The organism is Pseudomonas sp. BYT-1 (genome assembly GCF_023611805.1).
In the GTDB taxonomy this organism is placed as follows: Bacteria; Pseudomonadota; Gammaproteobacteria; order Pseudomonadales; family Pseudomonadaceae; genus Aquipseudomonas; species Aquipseudomonas guariconensis.
Map to the genome: position 1 here is coordinate 2,842,127 of NZ_CP072559.1, position 16,397 is coordinate 2,858,523.

The 16,397-nt window shown below is 54.6% G+C and carries 17 protein-coding genes; 15 read left to right on the forward strand and 2 right to left on the reverse strand.

The window, feature by feature from the left end; translation table 11 throughout:
- The first annotated feature begins 127 nt into the window (after positions 1–127).
- Positions 128–1,090 carry an IS481 family transposase gene (locus J5X93_RS13075; protein ID WP_250035756.1) on the forward strand — a complete coding sequence of 321 codons (963 nt, stop codon included), beginning with the start codon at positions 128–130 and terminating at the stop codon, positions 1,088–1,090.
- Between the two features lie 144 nt (positions 1,091–1,234).
- Complete coding sequence (locus J5X93_RS13080) at positions 1,235–1,609, forward strand: DUF4917 family protein (RefSeq protein WP_250342636.1); 375 nt, start codon at positions 1,235–1,237, stop codon at positions 1,607–1,609.
- Between the two features lie 159 nt (positions 1,610–1,768).
- On the opposite strand, the gene J5X93_RS13085 is transcribed toward J5X93_RS13080, so the two are convergent.
- Both J5X93_RS13085 and J5X93_RS13090 read right to left on the reverse strand, forming a co-directional pair.
- On the reverse strand, positions 1,769–2,146 hold the full coding sequence (locus J5X93_RS13085; protein WP_224397002.1) for a hypothetical protein: 378 nt from the start codon (positions 2,144–2,146) through the stop codon (positions 1,769–1,771).
- A 126-nt stretch (positions 2,147–2,272) separates the two neighbouring features.
- Positions 2,273–2,662 carry a hypothetical protein gene (locus tag J5X93_RS13090; RefSeq protein WP_250035770.1) on the reverse strand — a complete coding sequence of 130 codons (390 nt, stop codon included), beginning with the start codon at positions 2,660–2,662 and terminating at the stop codon, positions 2,273–2,275.
- A gap of 835 nt (positions 2,663–3,497) precedes the next feature.
- On the opposite strand from J5X93_RS13090, the gene J5X93_RS13095 reads away from it, so the two are divergent.
- The 13 genes from J5X93_RS13095 (at position 3,498) to J5X93_RS13155 (ending at position 16,323) form a co-directional block, all read left to right on the forward strand.
- A complete protein-coding gene (locus J5X93_RS13095) occupies positions 3,498–4,718 on the forward strand; it encodes a replication initiation protein (RefSeq protein ID WP_250342637.1) in 1,221 nt (406 codons plus the stop codon).
- A gap of 740 nt (positions 4,719–5,458) precedes the next feature.
- Positions 5,459–6,571, forward strand: coding sequence for a DNA-binding protein (locus tag J5X93_RS13100; protein WP_250035786.1), 1,113 nt, complete (start codon positions 5,459–5,461; stop codon positions 6,569–6,571).
- 281 nt (positions 6,572–6,852) lie between these two features.
- Positions 6,853–7,152: a hypothetical protein gene (locus tag J5X93_RS13105; RefSeq protein WP_250035798.1), complete on the forward strand. Its 300-nt coding sequence runs from the start codon at positions 6,853–6,855 to the stop codon at positions 7,150–7,152.
- 247 nt (positions 7,153–7,399) lie between these two features.
- Complete coding sequence (locus J5X93_RS13110; RefSeq protein ID WP_250035815.1) at positions 7,400–8,251, forward strand: hypothetical protein; 852 nt, start codon at positions 7,400–7,402, stop codon at positions 8,249–8,251.
- A gap of 347 nt (positions 8,252–8,598) precedes the next feature.
- Complete coding sequence (locus tag J5X93_RS13115) at positions 8,599–9,555, forward strand: replication initiator protein A (protein ID WP_250035830.1); 957 nt, start codon at positions 8,599–8,601, stop codon at positions 9,553–9,555.
- Positions 9,556–9,990: 435 nt separating this feature from the next.
- A complete protein-coding gene (locus tag J5X93_RS13120; RefSeq protein WP_250035844.1) occupies positions 9,991–10,305 on the forward strand; it encodes a hypothetical protein in 315 nt (104 codons plus the stop codon).
- A 100-nt stretch (positions 10,306–10,405) separates the two neighbouring features.
- Positions 10,406–10,597 (forward strand): hypothetical protein, encoded by a 192-nt coding sequence (locus J5X93_RS13125; protein ID WP_014003930.1) that lies wholly within the window; start codon positions 10,406–10,408, stop codon positions 10,595–10,597.
- 267 nt (positions 10,598–10,864) lie between these two features.
- Positions 10,865–12,004, forward strand: coding sequence for an AAA family ATPase (locus J5X93_RS13130; protein WP_250035858.1), 1,140 nt, complete (start codon positions 10,865–10,867; stop codon positions 12,002–12,004).
- A 125-nt stretch (positions 12,005–12,129) separates the two neighbouring features.
- Positions 12,130–13,125, forward strand: coding sequence for a ParB/RepB/Spo0J family partition protein (locus J5X93_RS13135; protein ID WP_250035874.1), 996 nt, complete (start codon positions 12,130–12,132; stop codon positions 13,123–13,125).
- A gap of 432 nt (positions 13,126–13,557) precedes the next feature.
- A complete protein-coding gene (locus J5X93_RS13140) occupies positions 13,558–14,673 on the forward strand; it encodes a DNA cytosine methyltransferase (protein ID WP_250035888.1) in 1,116 nt (371 codons plus the stop codon).
- Positions 14,674–14,861: 188 nt separating this feature from the next.
- Complete coding sequence (locus J5X93_RS13145) at positions 14,862–15,140, forward strand: hypothetical protein (protein ID WP_250035897.1); 279 nt, start codon at positions 14,862–14,864, stop codon at positions 15,138–15,140.
- Between the two features lie 98 nt (positions 15,141–15,238).
- Positions 15,239–15,961 (forward strand): hypothetical protein, encoded by a 723-nt coding sequence (locus J5X93_RS13150; protein ID WP_250035909.1) that lies wholly within the window; start codon positions 15,239–15,241, stop codon positions 15,959–15,961.
- A gap of 14 nt (positions 15,962–15,975) precedes the next feature.
- Complete coding sequence (locus J5X93_RS13155) at positions 15,976–16,323, forward strand: hypothetical protein (RefSeq protein ID WP_250035924.1); 348 nt, start codon at positions 15,976–15,978, stop codon at positions 16,321–16,323.
- Positions 16,324–16,397 lie beyond the last annotated feature (74 nt).

Genomic DNA, 16,397 nt, shown 5'->3' on the forward strand with positions numbered 1-16,397 from the left:
GCTAGCAGCATTCAGCTGGCGGTAAGAGAGTTCCCGCTTTGCCAGTAGTACTGTTAAGCGCCAATGCTAGGTGTTCAGTCCCAGAGAGTCATGGTGCATCCTTAACGCCTCATGAGGAGGATGCATTTTGGAAGGACGTATCCATGGCTCAGCCCGCACGACGCCGCGAATCCGAGCCGAGCTCCAAGCATCGAAAGAGTCGAATCGAAAGCTCGCCGCACGCTACCGATTGAACGTGAAGACGGTCATCAAATGGCGATCACGCACGACCACGCAGGATGCTCGGATGGGCCCTGCCAAGCCATGCAGCGCCAAGCTGACAGCCGCTGAAGAGGCAATGGTGGTCGAGTTTCGACAGCGCACGATGATGCCCCTGGACGACATGCTGGGCCATCTCCTTGATTACTTTCCACAGCTGAGCCGCAGCGCATTGCACCGCTGCCTGGTACGCCACGGGATCAACCAGACGCCCAAAAGCGGTAGCGCAACCAAACGCGGAAAATTCGACAAAACAGAGATGGGCTATCTGCATATCGATAGCTCGGAGCTGCGTCTTGAGAGCGGTAAGCAGCACCTGTTCGTGGCCATTGATCGTGTTACGAAGTTTACCTACGTTGCGTTCTTCGACTCGGCGACCAAGCGTAACGGTGCTGAATTTCTACGCCAGGTGGTGCAGGCGTTTCCGTACAAGATCCACACCGTCCTGACTGACAACGGTGTGGCGTTCACTGAGCAGCCGCGGTATCGCAACGGCGCGACAAATATGTTCGGTGGCCACATTTTTGATCGCGTCTGCCACGAACACGGCATCAAGCACCGTCTGACCAAGGCCTACCATCCCTGGACCAATGGCCAGGTCGAGCGCATGAACCGGACGATCAAAGAAGCCACGATCAAGGCCTTCCACTATCCCGACTTCGCTGCCCTACAGGCGCACGTGCAGGCCTTTGTTATGGCCTACAACTTCGCCAGACACCTCAAGGCCTTGCGATGGCGTACACCCTTCAAGGTGATCTGTGAGGCCTGGACGAAAAACCCAGCGCGCTTCACTATCAATCCGCACCATCTCATTCCGGGACCGTACACCTAGAATGCTGCAACGGATTGGGAGGGATCGCTAGGGTAGGGCTGCTTATGATCTAAATCGTAAAGTTTCCATACAGATCTCACGATCATAGGTCGCCGCAAATCAATCGGGTATTATCCGTATCCATAAGAGCCGGAGGGATCCGATATGCCACATCAGGTTGCACAATGGGCCGAGATTGTCGCTGAGTACGGGCACGGAACTATCCTGCTGGGCAACGGAGCCAGCATCGCCCTCTCACCCCGCTTTGCTTACGGGTCGTTGCTTGAGCACGCCCAGCAAAATGGTCTTATTACTAAGGATGTTGACCGTCTTTTCGAGTTTTTCGACACTCAGGATTTCGAGCTGATTCTGCGATTGGTTTGGCAGGCCTCCAACGTCAATAAATCCCTACAAATTCCTGACGACCGAACACACGCAGTGTATCTGAGAGTCCGGGATTGCCTAATTGAGGCCGTTCGCGCAGTTCATCCAGGGGAGCCCGCAGAATACGGAGTTTTTTGTACGCTAAGCCCCGCGTGATGGCTGTAAGCCGCAACGGGCATGGACTGCGTCCAGTTGAAGTACACCCCAACCGGGCGTAAGGCCGACCATTCAGGCCGCGTCAGAGTAGGATGGCTTTCTGAATTTCCTGACGTTCCAGCGTCCACCTCTACGACCTCAACCTGACAGACAGAGCGCTTAGCGTACGAAAATTTCCGTTTTCTCTATTCGCCCCTTGTACGGCCTGACGGGATGATCGAGCGGAAGGCGCTGAATGCGCCGTGTGGCCTTTGACCTGGGCTTGATGCCCTGGGACTCGCGGTAAGCTTTGACACTCTTCACCGATACACCACATTTGGCCGAGACAGACCTGTCCGACTCCACGCCCAGCAGGTGCTGGTAAGGGGCGATGGCCACCGCGACCGAGTAAACCTCGATCCCGAACTGAACACGTCGGCGGCGTATGCTGCCCTCGCTGGTTCCGACCAGTTTGGCCAGGTCCCGGTCGGAAAGCTTGCCCAGCTTCCAGTCGTACCATCTGGCCACACCAATAACCGTCCAGTTTGTTTGCTTCAAAATTACCCCTCGAAACACAACATCTTGTGTCGCTGGCCAGCTGATCGAGCACAAGATATAGCGGTAAACAAAAGCCCCGCAAATGCGGGGCTGGTTTGGTGCGGGTGTGCTACTTGCTGCGCACTATCACAGTTGCATCCGGCGCCGCTGTTCTTCACTCACAGCGGCGCTAACCAACGTCAACAGACGGTCTACCGGCTTTTCTACCGATGCGCCGAGGAACAGGCGCTGTGTAGCGTGGTACACCTGGCCATTGGCAACAACGTTGACCATGAGCTGCCATTTAGACGTATCTTCGCCAATGGCGATTGCGCGGCGGGGTTGAACCTCTTGGATCGAGGACAGGCGAATCCATCGCCAGTCATCGACACTGAAGGCAGGGAGCTTGCCTTCCACGCTGGGGTAAACACGGAGCCAGATAGGCAGCTCACCGTGCACGGCAATGCCATCACCGCCCAGCAGGTCCACGACCACGGCCATGACGCTTTCAAACTCGCGGGCGCCAAACTTGCTCACGGAGGGCACCAGCTCTTCCAGGGGTTTGGGGAGCAATGGAACCGAAAACCAACATAAGCACGAATTAAAGTTCGCTTTACTCGTCATCTGTTGTGGATTAGCGAACTTTGATTGGCGAAACGAGTTTATCGCACCACTTTTCGGGTGGTCACGGCCTTTCCTAGTGCTCGCTGAAACGGTTTCATAAAACGGTCGTTTTTCGAAACTGTCCAGACGTTACAAGGGTTTGCGGGGCAGCGACTGAGCTTAAGTGCACTTTCTGTTCCGTTGCTCCCCCAACCCCTATATCGCCGATGCTTTTTTTTTTCACTAGCTGTGGCTCGTATATCGCCGATCTTTCGATTCGTACATCACCGATAGTTAGGTCGTATATCGCCGATGCGAAATTTCGTATTTCACCGACGTACGAAGCGTTCGAATCCCCCGACATACAAGGGCAATCGCGGGGAGGGGGTTCGGGATCAATGCGGCTACCCGCTTAGGCAACGCAGCCCATTCTAATTAGAAAAACGGTTCTGAAATTTGGAGGAAACCCAGTAAATACGCGGGTTTCAGCGGGTTGACGGGGCGAAACTGAGCCTCTAGCCTTCGCCAAAACTTGCTCAACGAATGCCACTTTTTAGGAAGGTTTTATCGAAAGGTCGAGCGATTAAAAGAGGGATCCGGCCACCGTTGCCGGGCAAAAAAAAAGAGCCCACACATCTGGTCCTGGCAGATCGATGACGTGAGGGCCCCTTTCAGGTAATTCGAGTATGGACACCTGCACTCTGCTGCGCAATACGCGGCACGGGTTAATTCGCCCTGAATTTGTCAGCTTCTTCATTGAGGCCTGCTTGTGAGCAACCTCATCACGGCAGCTTCGACGGCGCCTGCCCACCCGGGCTATTACCAGCCGGCGTCAGCGATGAGCCGTATCCTCGAAGAGGCCTCTTATCTCGCACGCTGCAGTGACAATAAAACGGCGATGAGAGTACGGCCGCGTGAATACGCGATCCGCTACCCCTACATGCAGGTGAATCGTCCTGGCCGTGTGTCATGGCTCGTTTTCGATCTCGACCATACCAACTCCCTGATTTGGGAGGAGCATGGGCTTCCCCCCCCCAACTTCATTGTCCGTAACAGAAACTCAGGCAACTCGCACCTCTACTATGCGATTGCTCCGGTGTGTACCACCGAGCGAGCCCGTGAAAAGCCGATCCTGTACATGAAGGCTGTCTACGACAGCATGGCCGCACTGCTCAAGGCTGACCCCGATTACCACAGTGGTCCAGTTGCAAAGACACCAGGTCATCCTTGGTGGATCACCACCGAGCTGCACAATCATGTCTACGACTTGGGCGATCTGGCTGAAGAACTCGACTTGGCCAGGCCGATGCCTTTGTGGTCCAAAGGACCCGACATGGATGCAGTGTCCCACTCCAGGCATTGCACCTTGTTCGAACGTGTCCGTTTCTACGCATACAGCATCGTCAATGCTGAGCGAGCTGGTGGTTACTTCGAGTCGTTCTACTCTCGAGTCCTTGCGCAATGTCACAACGACAACCGTTTTCGCACGCGAGAGCGTTGCAACGACCTGCCCTTGTCATCAGTGCGCGCCACAGCTAAATCGATTGCCCGATGGACCTGGTCTCATTACCGCGGAAGTGGTGACTATCACCGTGGTGTGATGGAGCTTGATCGATCGCTGCCACTCGAGGAGCGCCAGAGCCTCGCCGCCAAACGGACCCATGCAGTCAGACAAAACCAGACCGCAAACAAGATCCGTGGGGCTTGCCGGCAGTTGATCGCTAAAGGGGCTCATCTTACCTACACGGCTATCGCCCTGACTGCAGGCGTCTCTCGCCAAACCGTGGCCAAGTACAAGGCGGTCATCACAGAAGCACAGTCGCCGTCGGTTGTTCCCCTTCGCCCCAAGCACCCCCCCCAGACCACACCAGCACTACAACCAGCCGGTCAAAACCATGGGGCTGAGCCAATTAAACCTGGTGTAAAGGATGCTGTATATCAGGTACCTGCCCCTACCGGGGCTGCTTTGCTTCCGCCTTTGCCTGATTAGTAATTCAGATGGTGGGTGTGCATGGGGAGTGATTCGACACACTGAACCTCCAGCCTGCTCAACATAACCTGCTCTCCTCCGTGCCACTTTCATTCCATCCTTGGATATCTCTGCTAGGTGCGGAGCCCCTCTTGTTAATGGGCGTTCTCCTACGTGGAATCTGGTGCATCTCGCCCTTACTAATCGCTCAGATTGCAGCGTAGAGCGCCCTCTTTAATTCTGGATGGCCCTTGAGCTGGCATATGTCAGGGCTTGCCAGGTTGCTGGCTCGATCACGGACAGCGTGGTTAATCGGAAACCTTGCGGAATGTATGGGTTCGTGGGCGGTTGATCATTGACCTGGCCATCGTCGTGACAAATCAGATTCGAGCGGAAAAAACCCACCAGGATTTCGAATCGGTCGTGACGGCAAGCTTCCAGTCATCTTCCAGGCCCAGGAGTGCCTTCACATGTACGACCGAATCATTCAACTGCTCATGCTGGCCGTTGCGACGACTAGCTTGATCATCACGCTGTTGCCTCCCCCTGCACCTACCTCCATTCCCAAGACCCTCTACGCAGTCGTGGGCCCCGTTGCCGACCAGGTATCAGGTCGCCCCGCCAACTCGCCGTGTGTCTGAGATCAGGTGGGAGCAATGTTTCAGCACACGCAAATGAGCTTCCTTCATTGAAGATCCATTGCATAAGAATAATAAGAATAATATTATTATTCTTATTATGTTGATTTCTTGGAGCTGAGAATGGAACTGTCACCCGTTAACCCCGACGTTCGCGCACGGATCATCAGCGCGATTGAAGAGCTGTATGACCAGTTGGGTCGCGTCGATAAGTTTCCGACTGTGAGCGATGTCCGGGGTCGGGCGCGGGCTGACATGAATACTTGCTCAGCGGTATTTAAGGAATGGAAGCGGCAGCAGACCGCCAAGCCCGCTCTTGTCGCAGTGGCAGTGCCGGATCAAGTGAAGTCAGCCCACCTTGAGGCAGTCGGCATTGTTTGGACCGCCGCGCAGGAGCAAGCAAATGCCAGCCTTCGAGAAGCGGAGGCTAAATGGGAGCTGGAGCGCGGCGACAATGAGACTATGCGTCGCGAGCTTGCGGATGCGTATGAGGGGGCAGTGGCTGATGCTGAGCAGGCCCGTAGTTCACATGCCGAGGTCCAGCGATCCAATGATTTGCTTACGCAACAAAACCAGCAGCTTTCTCAGCAGTTGGCAGAGGCGCGCGAGAGTCTTGCCGAGCAGACCACCCGAGCAGTTGAGATCGAACGTCGATCGAACGACCTTAAAGACGAGCTGCGGGTTGCCCACGAGGAGACCGCTGCAGTGAGGCAGGAGCTTTCTCAAGCGCGTATCAGCCACCTGGCAGAGCTGGATCAGCAGAAAGGTGTTGCCGCCGAGCAGATCGAGAGCCTGAACGAGAATTTGGTTACGGCCAGGGCTCGCCTTGAGTCTGTAACTGAGCAGGCCGAGGAGCGCCAAATGGCATTGGGTGATACACAGGTGAAGCTTGCCCAGGCCCAGGCCCAAGCTGAGGCAGCAAATGAAGAATTGGTGCGAGTGCGTGCGGCACTAGATGTCAAACAGCAACAGGCTGATGGCCTGCAGTTGCAGGTTGCCACACTAGGTGCTCAACATGCAGAACTGCAGCGCTCGCATACTACGTTGCAGGCTGATGCAGAAAAGTGGCGCCAAGCTGCAGATGAGAACTCCCGCGAGCTGGCCAAGACTGCCGGTGGCCTCCAAGAGGTGCTGCGGCAGAACAGCGAGCTTATGACTCGCTTGAGCCCGACCAAAAGCCGGCATAGCAGTGCGACGGTGAAGCCTTCTGGCGGCAAACCTGATGAACCAAAGTAAGGATGCCCGGAAGGCGACCTTAAAAAATGGACTTACAGGGAAGTGAACACAGCATGAAAACGTCTACAAAGTTGATCCTGATCGGCACGTTCCTCATCGTCGGATATGGGCAGCAGAGGTACGAAAAGGCGGCTGACCAGGCTGCGTATGAGGCGGAGTGCGCGGCGATAGCGGCTAACCCAAATCACCCCGCATCTCCTTGCGTGACTCCGAAGCGACCCGATCACCCGTTACCTGCACGCGGGTAGCGAATTGGAAACCCTTGTTGAGGGGAGGTGTTTATGACTCGTTCAGCAGCAATCATTGAACGGTTGAAAGCCGAAGAAGCCGAGCATCCCGGGCTCCCGCATTACGACTGCAAACCTGATGTATCGTGCTGGCCACTACAACCTGATGACGTCAAAACCGCGGGGTATTGGAAGAAGGAAGGTCGACGCGTCCCCAAGGGGGCGGACCCAGTTGCATTTGTGATCAGTGGCCAAGGCAGCTCTTTCCATGGGATCAAGCTGCTTACCCGCTGGATGCCCGCCTATCACCAGAGCCAGACTCTGCCGGTGAAGGCCAAGGGTAAGGCTGTTTAATGAAAAAGGGGCTGCGCAATCGGCCTCGGGGTTTCAAGCACTGACGACCCCTCCTCCCTCCCCTCCCCAGCCCCGAGCTGGACCCGGAATTCAACTACCTGGGCTGATATCAACTGCATTTGCACCAGGTCTCCGTGGTGGAATGTATTTGCTCTTTCCGTGCGTACGTACGTATGTTATTCTTTGTTCTGAAGCGTTCCTGCTTCCCCGGCGGCTACCGGGTTGAATTTCTCTAGGAGTGCAGAAGATGAATCCTGTGCAAATGGGCTTGAGCTTTGATGAAACCGTCGCTGAAGCTGCTTTCGGCGGTAGCGAGAGCTGGTGCTCGCCTGAATATACCCATGATGCCTATAAGGCGATGCTTGACACTGCAGCTGCCCGATTGCATGACGTACCCGCCGAAGTCCGACCGCTGTTCGAGCAGAGCATCGAATCATGTCTTCAAGCATTGCTTCAGGAAAAGCGCTGCGGTACCGACACCGTTCAAACTGGCTCGTTTATGTGGCGATCGGCATTGCCTGTGTCCATGGATCAATGGGCAGATTTGTCTTTCCTTGCAGACGCTGGTGGCTTGAATGGTTGCCGTTTCAAGCAGCGCCGCGCACCGCGCTCGCAAACCTTGGGCATCCATGTTCCTGGCGTCGGCTCAATAGTTGTGCAGGCCTGGCTGAAAAGCGCTGAACAGCGTTGCTGGTGTGAGTTCGTACCGTGGGAGTCGAGTTTCTTTCGGGCCAGTCATCGTGACGTTGTCCACCTGCATAAGCTTGACTCTCACCGCTGGGATGGTGCTGTTTGCCCTGCAGCGTTCGCAGAGGCGGGCGACAAGGTCCCGACTGTTCCAACGGTGAAAGTTAATGGCCGACAATTTGTGATCATGGGCGCTTCATATTCCCGTGAGTTTCGGGATAGCCATGGTTGGACGTTCGTTCGGCATTGTGACTGGCCGATGCAGACTTACAGCTATGCGGAGCTGTGCAAACTGTGGGATGCAGGTGTCCTGGAGCGAGGCGATTGCCGCGGCTTGATGGCCAAGGTGCAGGGGGAGCTGTGTGTAATGGCTGAGATGGTCATGCTCTACGACGATAAAGTCTTGCCGTAAGCAGAGCGAAGCCCGGTCGGCGGCTACCGGTTCCGGGCTTCTACCAGAAAAGAACTCGTCTAGGAGCGTCTGGGTTCGGACATGATAACGACTGCAACCAGCTACCTCAACCAACCCTACTACGCGAGATGGGAACGTGGTGCGCGTTTCTATGAGCTGCGGATCCTCGTCGATCTGATCGGTCACACCGTGGCAATGAGGAGCTGGGGTATCTGCGGAGAGCACGGTGTCGGTGAAATACGAACCGTATTGGCCTCGGATGAGGCCTGCACAAAACTGATACACAGGGTGAGTCGGCAGCTGCACAAGCGTCGCTATCTACCTGTGTACAATGGCGGGAACGCGTAATGATCGAGATGAAGATGGCCGATATGGCAGCGGACGATGATAAGCCACTCAAGAGAGGGCGAAAGGCGCACGTAGTACCCTACGTACAGACCGACATGTTCCAGGCGAACATTGTCGAGTGGCCAGTTAAGGATGACCTGGCCAGCATGGAGTTCCCGCTTTTCAGCTTGTCGACCAAACCTGATACAAGCGTACGTGAGTACAGCCAGCCCGGTACGAACAAGCGTGTACGCATCATCCCGCCAGTGATCGGTGCCGCCACCGTTTTCGACAAAGACCTGTTGCTGTTCCTCGGATCGCAGATCATCGAGGCCCGTAAAGCTGGAATGCCAATTTCCAAGCGGGTTAAGTTCGACACATACGATTTTTTGACGGGTACATCCCGCGATCCTGGTGGGAACGCCTATTCGAACGTCCTGGACATGCTTCGGCGATTAAAAGGGACGCAGCTCGAAACCAATATCGTTACTGGTGGTCAAGAGCAGACGAAAGGGTTTGGCTGGATCGAGGACTACACCGTCACCAAGACCGCATCCAATGGCAAAGGAGTGTTGGAGTGCGAAGTCGTGTTGTCAGAGTGGATCTACAACGCCTTCCTGCATTTTGAAGTGATGAGCATTGATCGGCGCTACTTTGGGCTGCGGATGCCTCTTGAACGGCGGTTGTATGAACTCGCTCGTAAGCACTTGGGTAGCAAGATGATTTGGGCCGCGGACATTGTTGCGCTGCAGCAAAAATGTGGCTCAAAACAGAGCCTCACTCATTACAGAGCTGAGATCCGCAAGATCATTCAGCGTGACCTGTTGCCGGACTATCACATGGGGTTGGATACCAGTGTGAAGCCTCATCGAATCGTGTTCTACACGCGCGATGAGCAATCGCTACTCGAGGAGCTCGCGGCCAAAGGCGAAATGGACTGGTTCGCTGCGCTCGAAAAGCGCGACATGGAGAGTTGAATGCCGGCGCGATCAAGGATTGAGCAACACGGTCATTTGAACGGGGAATGAAAAGACCAGGCTATTCGAGAATTAGCTGGACTGCAGCACGGACGCTATGCGGCAGCGCAGGCGCAGGCTCAAGATTGGCCAAGATCGATTTGCCCTGGCCGAATCCACCTCCCCTGCTCTTCTCAAGCGTCATCATCTTTAGGCAATCGCCTTGTGGCTGAAATCACCGATCCACCTGGCTGCTCTGATGAGTGGCCTTGGCAGCGGCCGCTGCAGCTGAACGCCTGAGCAAACAGCAACACCCGAGAAAAAAATAGCCGAGTCGTCGTATATCGCCGACAAATAGTGTTGCATGCGTACGTACATACGTATAGTGTGTGTAAGGAAACCCACCGAGTTGTGCCTGGCGGCTACCAGGCTAACCAAGCGTCTAGGAGCAATATCATGAAGCGCATTTCGCTATGGTCCGTTGATCGCGACGATACCCTCCACATCGATGATGAAATCGAAAAACTGGAAGAAGCTCATTCAGTAATGATCTCCGCAAATCGTGCCCTAGTAGAGGGCGATGATTTGAGTCTTACGCGTTTGGGATTCGATAGTGACCATATCGACTATTTGAAAGTACGTCATTCCGAGGGTAAACCAGGCTTTCCTGCCTATGTCTTGCGCAACCTCCAGGACACCATCCAACAGCTGTCCGACTTGAAGCGTGGCGCCAATGACGGCCGCGGTGCGAGGCTGGTTGAGCAGCAGTAAGGGGCTTAAATGATGCGTACGCATTGTACGTGCGTACGTATCTATAAATAAGCAAACGGTTTATCATTGTCGCGACTTCTATCCATATGGGGGCCTGTTCATGGCATCACGTAAAGACGCTGCGCCAGCACCTTCGCAACCCAAGCGGAGCGCCAAAACGATCACCATGCGAGACGACTACCATGAGCGCCTTCGCAAGCAGGCATTCGAACAAAACACTGCTATGTCTTTCCTGATCGAGCAGGCACTTGAGATGATGTGGGGCATCGAGCCAACTCCTCCCACGAAGTAACCCCTAAAAGCGGGTTCGCAACGAGCCCTGCTTATAGCCTCATTGCCGCAAATCCCTCCCCTTCCCTTTCAGATGCTCTCAGCCTTCGCTTGCTGCGGCGTAGGCGCCTGCACGAGTGCTTGGGCCGCTCATATCGTTGCTACTAGCAACACAAACGGCCTTAAGGTTCAGGTATTTTGACAAAAAAATGCAAATAACCTGAATTCCACGGTTTACAACAGGAATTCAGGATTTATACTGAATCAACCAGCTAAACGGAGAAGTGCTATGAACTCGAATGTGGAATTGGTCGAAGATGTTGCAACCTACGTGGATTTCAATGAGTTGTTTTTCACGCCCCGTTTCGCCGCGGACTGCTTTGGACTTACGACTCGTCGCCTGAAAGACATCGAAGAAGCAAACAACATCGAGATCCGTCGCGTGCCGCGCGGTACCGTCACCTCTCGGGTTTATACGCCTTCGGACCTTTTCGATTTGGCAGCACTTCGCCGTGAACTTGGTCACTTGAAAGGCTTGGCGCGTCAGGTGGTCATGTCCACCTACATCTCGAAAGGTGGCACCAATAAAACCACCACAGCAGTCGGCCAGGCTATTACCTGTTCTCTAGCCGGGTTGCGCGTTCTTTTGGTCGACAATGATCCCCAGGGTGATACGTCGAGCATGCTCGGCTACGACCCGGACGCTACTCCAGAAGATCTGCAGGAGCTTGGAATCCCTGCTGACCGCATCGTTGATGGTCACCTCGGCCATTTGATCAGCCCAATGCTTCGCATGCGATCGTTTCAACCCAAAACGCTTGATGAAGTCATCAAGAAACCTTTTGGTGAAAGTGGCCCCCACCTGATCCCCGCCGATGCATCGCTAGAAGATCTGGGCGTGGCTTTGGACGCGGCCAATAACTCGGATATGTGGTACGCGAAGTGGGTTGAAGATGGTAAAGCCGGCAAAATTCCAGGCTGCGACCTATCGCAATACGACGTCATCATTTTTGATAATGCGCCCGCAGGTTCGCGCCTGACCAAGAACTCAGTAGCCGCAAGCGATCTGCTCATGAGCCCAGTCCGGATGGACAAATTCTCCTTCAAGGCGATCTTGCGACTGCATGACTGGTGCGCCGGTTTCGCACGCGAATACGGTTTCGCTCCTGAACTGGTAGCAGTGCCGACCATGTTTGCAAAGGGGCGCCCTCGGATGCTGAACAACCTGTACAGGTTGAACCAGCTTTTCCCAGGTCGGGTGACCGAGGAAAAGATTTATCACTCTGCAGACTATGTGAACTCCCTCGATGACGGTGTCCCCCTGATGTTCTGGAAGGGTGCAAACCGGGACACCATCGAAAACGCTCGCGCAGTGCATGCCGAGGTTATGGAGAAAATCCGCCATGTTGCTGCCCAGCCCCAAGAGTGAGTGTTGCTACTAGCAACAAGGTTCATATGTTCCAGGAGTGTTGCTACTAGCAACACGCAACGATTTTGTTGCTAGTAGCAACAGCATATTGGAGTGTTGCTACTAGCAACACAGGAGGGTGATTTATGAAATCCACCGACTACCCAGGCAAGCCAAGCACGGCAATGGCATCACTGCGCAAGCCTACGGAAATGCCGCCGACCACAGGTACCCGTGGCAGCAGGGCGGCGATGCTCCAGCAGGCTATGGGATCTGAGCAAGAGGTTGATAACAAGCAACTCATTGCTCAACACGCTCAAGAAGGTCAACTCATACTCAAGGACGAATGGCTTGAGGAGGTCCTGGTTGAGCTGATCGATCCCTCTCCGTATCAGCCAAGGATGTTCTTCGATCAAGCAAAACTTGAAGAGCTCGCTGGCTCGATTGACTCTGTGGGCCTGGGTAAACCGATTACAGTCCGGCCTGTAGGGGAGCGCTTCGAGCTTATCGGCGGTGAATGCCGGTGGCGGGCTCACAAAATGCTGGGCCGCGACAAAATCATGGCTCATGTTAAGCCAATGTCAGACGACATGGCGATGCTTTTGGCAATCACCGACAACCTCCAAAATGAGCTAACGGATTACGAAAAAGCTGTGAGCTATCAACGATATATGCTGAAAGGCGCTGATAAAAGCCAGCGGGCATTGGCTCGACGCCTTGGTGTAGATCACACAGTCGTGAACCGCTGCCTTGACCTAATTCAGCTGCCCGAACAGATCAAGGAAATTCTGAACACCAAGCCCCACTTGATTACAGCGAACTATGCGAAAAAGTTTGTGGAGCATTCAAAGGCGGATGTGAACATCGTCCATCGCATTGTGATTCAGATGGCCGAGAAGGGGACTGGCCAGGAGGCCGCGCTTCGCATGATTGGGCAGAAGCTTGCTGCTTGCAGTGGTCCTAAGTCCACGATAACAGAACCTCGGAAGCTGCAAGGAGTTGGCTCAGTTCGTTTGAATGGGCGCAAGCTGGAATTCAAAATTGATAAGGAAGTGGACCCTCAGAAAATCATGGATAAGCTCGCAGCTTTCCTTGATTCGATTGATGCCTCTGAATTTGCGACACAGGGCACGCGAAATTGAGCATGGCCAAGCCCGCCCCGATCGGGGTGGGTTCAATCAGCTAACGGAGCGAAATACATGGGAATGCCTAGTGAACCACATCACGTCAGGTACGTTCTGAGCCTGGCTAGGCAATGTCCGTTTCCAGACTGGCTCTTGCTAGAGCTGCCAAGCGGCGAGTGGGGTGCATTCTGGCAAGCAGGGCTTGATGGAACATGGGCAACCGCTGTGTGGGAGGGCGATTTTACCGCGTGCTCTTTGGTGCATGCTGATAGACAAGTGGTGCTGAGCCACATGGAAAAGTACCAGACAAAGTAACACGGGCCAGCGTGGCACACTCGCATCCGTTTCGTTGAATGCGTACGTACGTACGTGTATAATGTTCTTGTGTTAGACATCCTGCAGGGGAGGCGGCTACCTCCCCTGCAGGTCCACCAGTCTAGGAGCAAGAGCATGAATGGTTTCTCTGCCGTCCGATCCTACCCAAGCAGTGCCCCAGAGCATCAGCGCTCACTTACACCAACGCCATTGAGCCAATTTGTAACCCCATATGCTGCAGTTCTCCAGCAAATGTCGGAGGAGGGCGTTCATCGCCTGTTCACAGCCCCTTTGGCAAGTGAGGTTATCCGACTCAGCGCCAAGGCTCGTACTCACGGCATGCTGTCACTGGACGATGCTGCTGATGTCATCAGCACCTGGAAACAAAAGGCCGTGTCTCAAGGTTCGACGGGCGATAACAGCGATAAAGTCGTGTTGTCGCTGTTTGATAAAAGCGGGCAATGGTCGGCCCCTTGGGCTGAGGCCGGCTACCAGGTATACCGGTTTGATATTCAAGACAACCCAGAGCTAGGAGACGTCAGCAAATTCGACGTTGAGTTCTTCATGGAGTACTTCGGTGACTTCGAAGGGGCAGAGGTGTACGCGATCATCGCAGCTTGTCCTTGCACCGATTTTGCGAACTCGGGGGCTAAGCACTTTGCAGCCAAGGATCTCGATGGGCGCACTGCTGCGTCAATCGAGCTGGTTCATCAGACTCTGCGACTGGTCGAGTACTATCGGCCGTCGATCTGGGCGATTGAAAATCCAGTAGGTCGAATCGAGAAGCTAGCTGGTCTGCCACCATGGCGCCTCAGCTTCAACCCCTGCGATCTTGGTGAACCGTACACGAAGAAAACCCTTATCTGGGGCCGCTTCAACGCAGACTTGCCTGTTGCACCGGTCTATCCAACCGAAGGCTCAAAAATGCACACGCAGTACGGTGGGAGCAGCCTAGCCACGAAGAATGCTCGTAGCGTGACACCAGAAGGATTTTCTTACGCCTTCTTCATGGCCAACAACGCTTATCAGCATCCAGCCCTGGAAATTACCGGGAAATATGACCGCATCGATCCGCGGCTCCTGTCGCTGGCCATTGATAACGGTCTGAAACTTCAGGATCTCTCCAACCTCTTGGACGATGCCTACTACGACTGCGATGACGATGCCGTGATCAAGCTGTTGAGTGGCGTTCTGGGCGAAAAGTCGTTATCGGTGATCGAGGCCACCGGGCAATTGGCAATGCTGATCTAAGGTAGACGCATGATCCTCCTAGGGCGTGGGCGGATCCATTTCAGGTGTTGTTAGTAGCAACAGTCGAGTGTTGCTACTAACAACACGATCTATAAAAAGCCTCATTTGACCGAAGGCAGAAGGGTAGGGCACAGACCTATTCGTCTGTGCTATATTCCGTATTCAGGCCACAATACGGAATTATCAAAATGTCACTTGAAACCTTCAACCACGACGAATTGCTTCAGGAAGTGAAATTGATCCTGGATGGCTCTCATCCCACCTACAAAGGCAAAGATGGCGCTAGCCGCTTCCTGCGCCACGTCGGCCGAGACTTCAACTCGTTAGAGTTTTCCAAAGACCTTGCCCAGCACCGGGACGATTACGCCACGCGATCCGGCCTGGATACAGCCCAAATTGAATGGATAGCGCAACAGGTGAAGGCTGGGTCAGAAACGCCGGATCGTCCCCGCCGGCGTATGCGCTGAGGGAAACGTCCAGGTACACCGAAGCCCCGCCTAACCCGTGGGGCCGTTGCCATAAGAGAGGCGCAATTGTTGCGCCCAGGATCGAGCAGGAAAGAGCTATGTTTGATTCCGATTTGTTGGAAGTGCAGCAACCGATTAATCCAGAGGCAGCGAGCGTCGATGTGGCATGTCCGCATTGTCACAGCATTGAAGAATTCCACGCCTCGGCCTGGAGCAAGCAGAACCCGCACGGGCGTTTTACTTTGTCGCCGATCCACGCTTATGGCGTGACCTGCGCGGGGTGCCGCAATGATTTCTGCTTCAAGCTCACCTCTGCTGCGCACCCTTGGCCAGCAGGTCCTACACGGGACGTGGCGTGCCCTGATTGCCAGCAAACTGTCACCACCCAAATTTCCGTGATCCGCAGGACGGATGGAGAGTGCAGGCCGGAAACCTGTGACAAGTGTGGTGCCGATTTCGAAGTGTACGCCGATGGTCGTGTGGTCAAGATCGAGTACGAACAACGGCCTACCGCACGTACACCCGAGCAGATAATGAAATACTTCCAGGGGCTTGAGTTCAACCCGAATGGTGCCCGTGACTGGCCGTTCACCACCGAGGTTGAAATTCTACTGACAGTACCAGTGCTGCGCGTGTTTGATGATGGCACCCTGCAATTCATGGACGACGATGCGGTGGAGCTGGTGTACAGCCCTCGCCTAGATCCAGAAGCCCTAGAGCGTTTTTGCGAAGCGAATATTGAGACGTATCGTGCGTTTCATGACGAACACGAAGCCGCACTTGACCGTCGCGAGTCCGTGCCACTGACGCCTTTCTGGTAACAGGGATATACCCAATGAAGACCACCATGACACCAGACGAATTCACCGCTGTTCTTGAGCAGGCCACTGAGGCAGAGCGTGAAGCGCTTGATGCGGCTCATTGGCGTTACATCAGCCTGATTGGGCTTGTTCACGATGCCGTGCCAGCAAATGTGGTTGCTGCTGATCAGGAGGCGTTCCCGCACTTCATCAAGCAAATGGATGGACGCCCAGTCTTTAGCGATGCTGATTGCACCGCGTTCATGGTTGCAGCCACTGGGCTTTCGGCAGAGTTCTGTGAGGCTTGGAAGGATCACGATTTCTACGAGTTGCACGCTGAAACCGCCGAGGAAATGGCGGCCCGTGAACGTGCAGCCAGTTAAGGGAATTCGCCCCGGTACACCACAAGCCCAGGCTTAGCGCTGAGCCGAGGTCATAGGGGGACGGCACAACATAT

Coding starts and splice junctions, on each gene's coding strand:
- J5X93_RS13145 (WP_250035897.1), top strand. CDS start 14,862: ATGTCACTTGAAACCTTCAACCACGACGAATTGCTTCAGGAAGTGAAA.
- J5X93_RS13120 (WP_250035844.1), top strand. CDS start 9,991: ATGAAGCGCATTTCGCTATGGTCCGTTGATCGCGACGATACCCTCCAC.
- J5X93_RS13155 (WP_250035924.1), top strand. CDS start 15,976: ATGAAGACCACCATGACACCAGACGAATTCACCGCTGTTCTTGAGCAG.
- J5X93_RS13130 (WP_250035858.1), top strand. CDS start 10,865: ATGAACTCGAATGTGGAATTGGTCGAAGATGTTGCAACCTACGTGGAT.
- J5X93_RS13100 (WP_250035786.1), top strand. CDS start 5,459: ATGGAACTGTCACCCGTTAACCCCGACGTTCGCGCACGGATCATCAGC.
- J5X93_RS13150 (WP_250035909.1), top strand. CDS start 15,239: ATGTTTGATTCCGATTTGTTGGAAGTGCAGCAACCGATTAATCCAGAG.
- J5X93_RS13115 (WP_250035830.1), top strand. CDS start 8,599: ATGATCGAGATGAAGATGGCCGATATGGCAGCGGACGATGATAAGCCA.
- J5X93_RS13125 (WP_014003930.1), top strand. CDS start 10,406: ATGGCATCACGTAAAGACGCTGCGCCAGCACCTTCGCAACCCAAGCGG.
- J5X93_RS13110 (WP_250035815.1), top strand. CDS start 7,400: ATGAATCCTGTGCAAATGGGCTTGAGCTTTGATGAAACCGTCGCTGAA.
- J5X93_RS13080 (WP_250342636.1), top strand. CDS start 1,235: ATGCCACATCAGGTTGCACAATGGGCCGAGATTGTCGCTGAGTACGGG.
- J5X93_RS13105 (WP_250035798.1), top strand. CDS start 6,853: ATGACTCGTTCAGCAGCAATCATTGAACGGTTGAAAGCCGAAGAAGCC.
- J5X93_RS13140 (WP_250035888.1), top strand. CDS start 13,558: ATGAATGGTTTCTCTGCCGTCCGATCCTACCCAAGCAGTGCCCCAGAG.
- J5X93_RS13135 (WP_250035874.1), top strand. CDS start 12,130: ATGAAATCCACCGACTACCCAGGCAAGCCAAGCACGGCAATGGCATCA.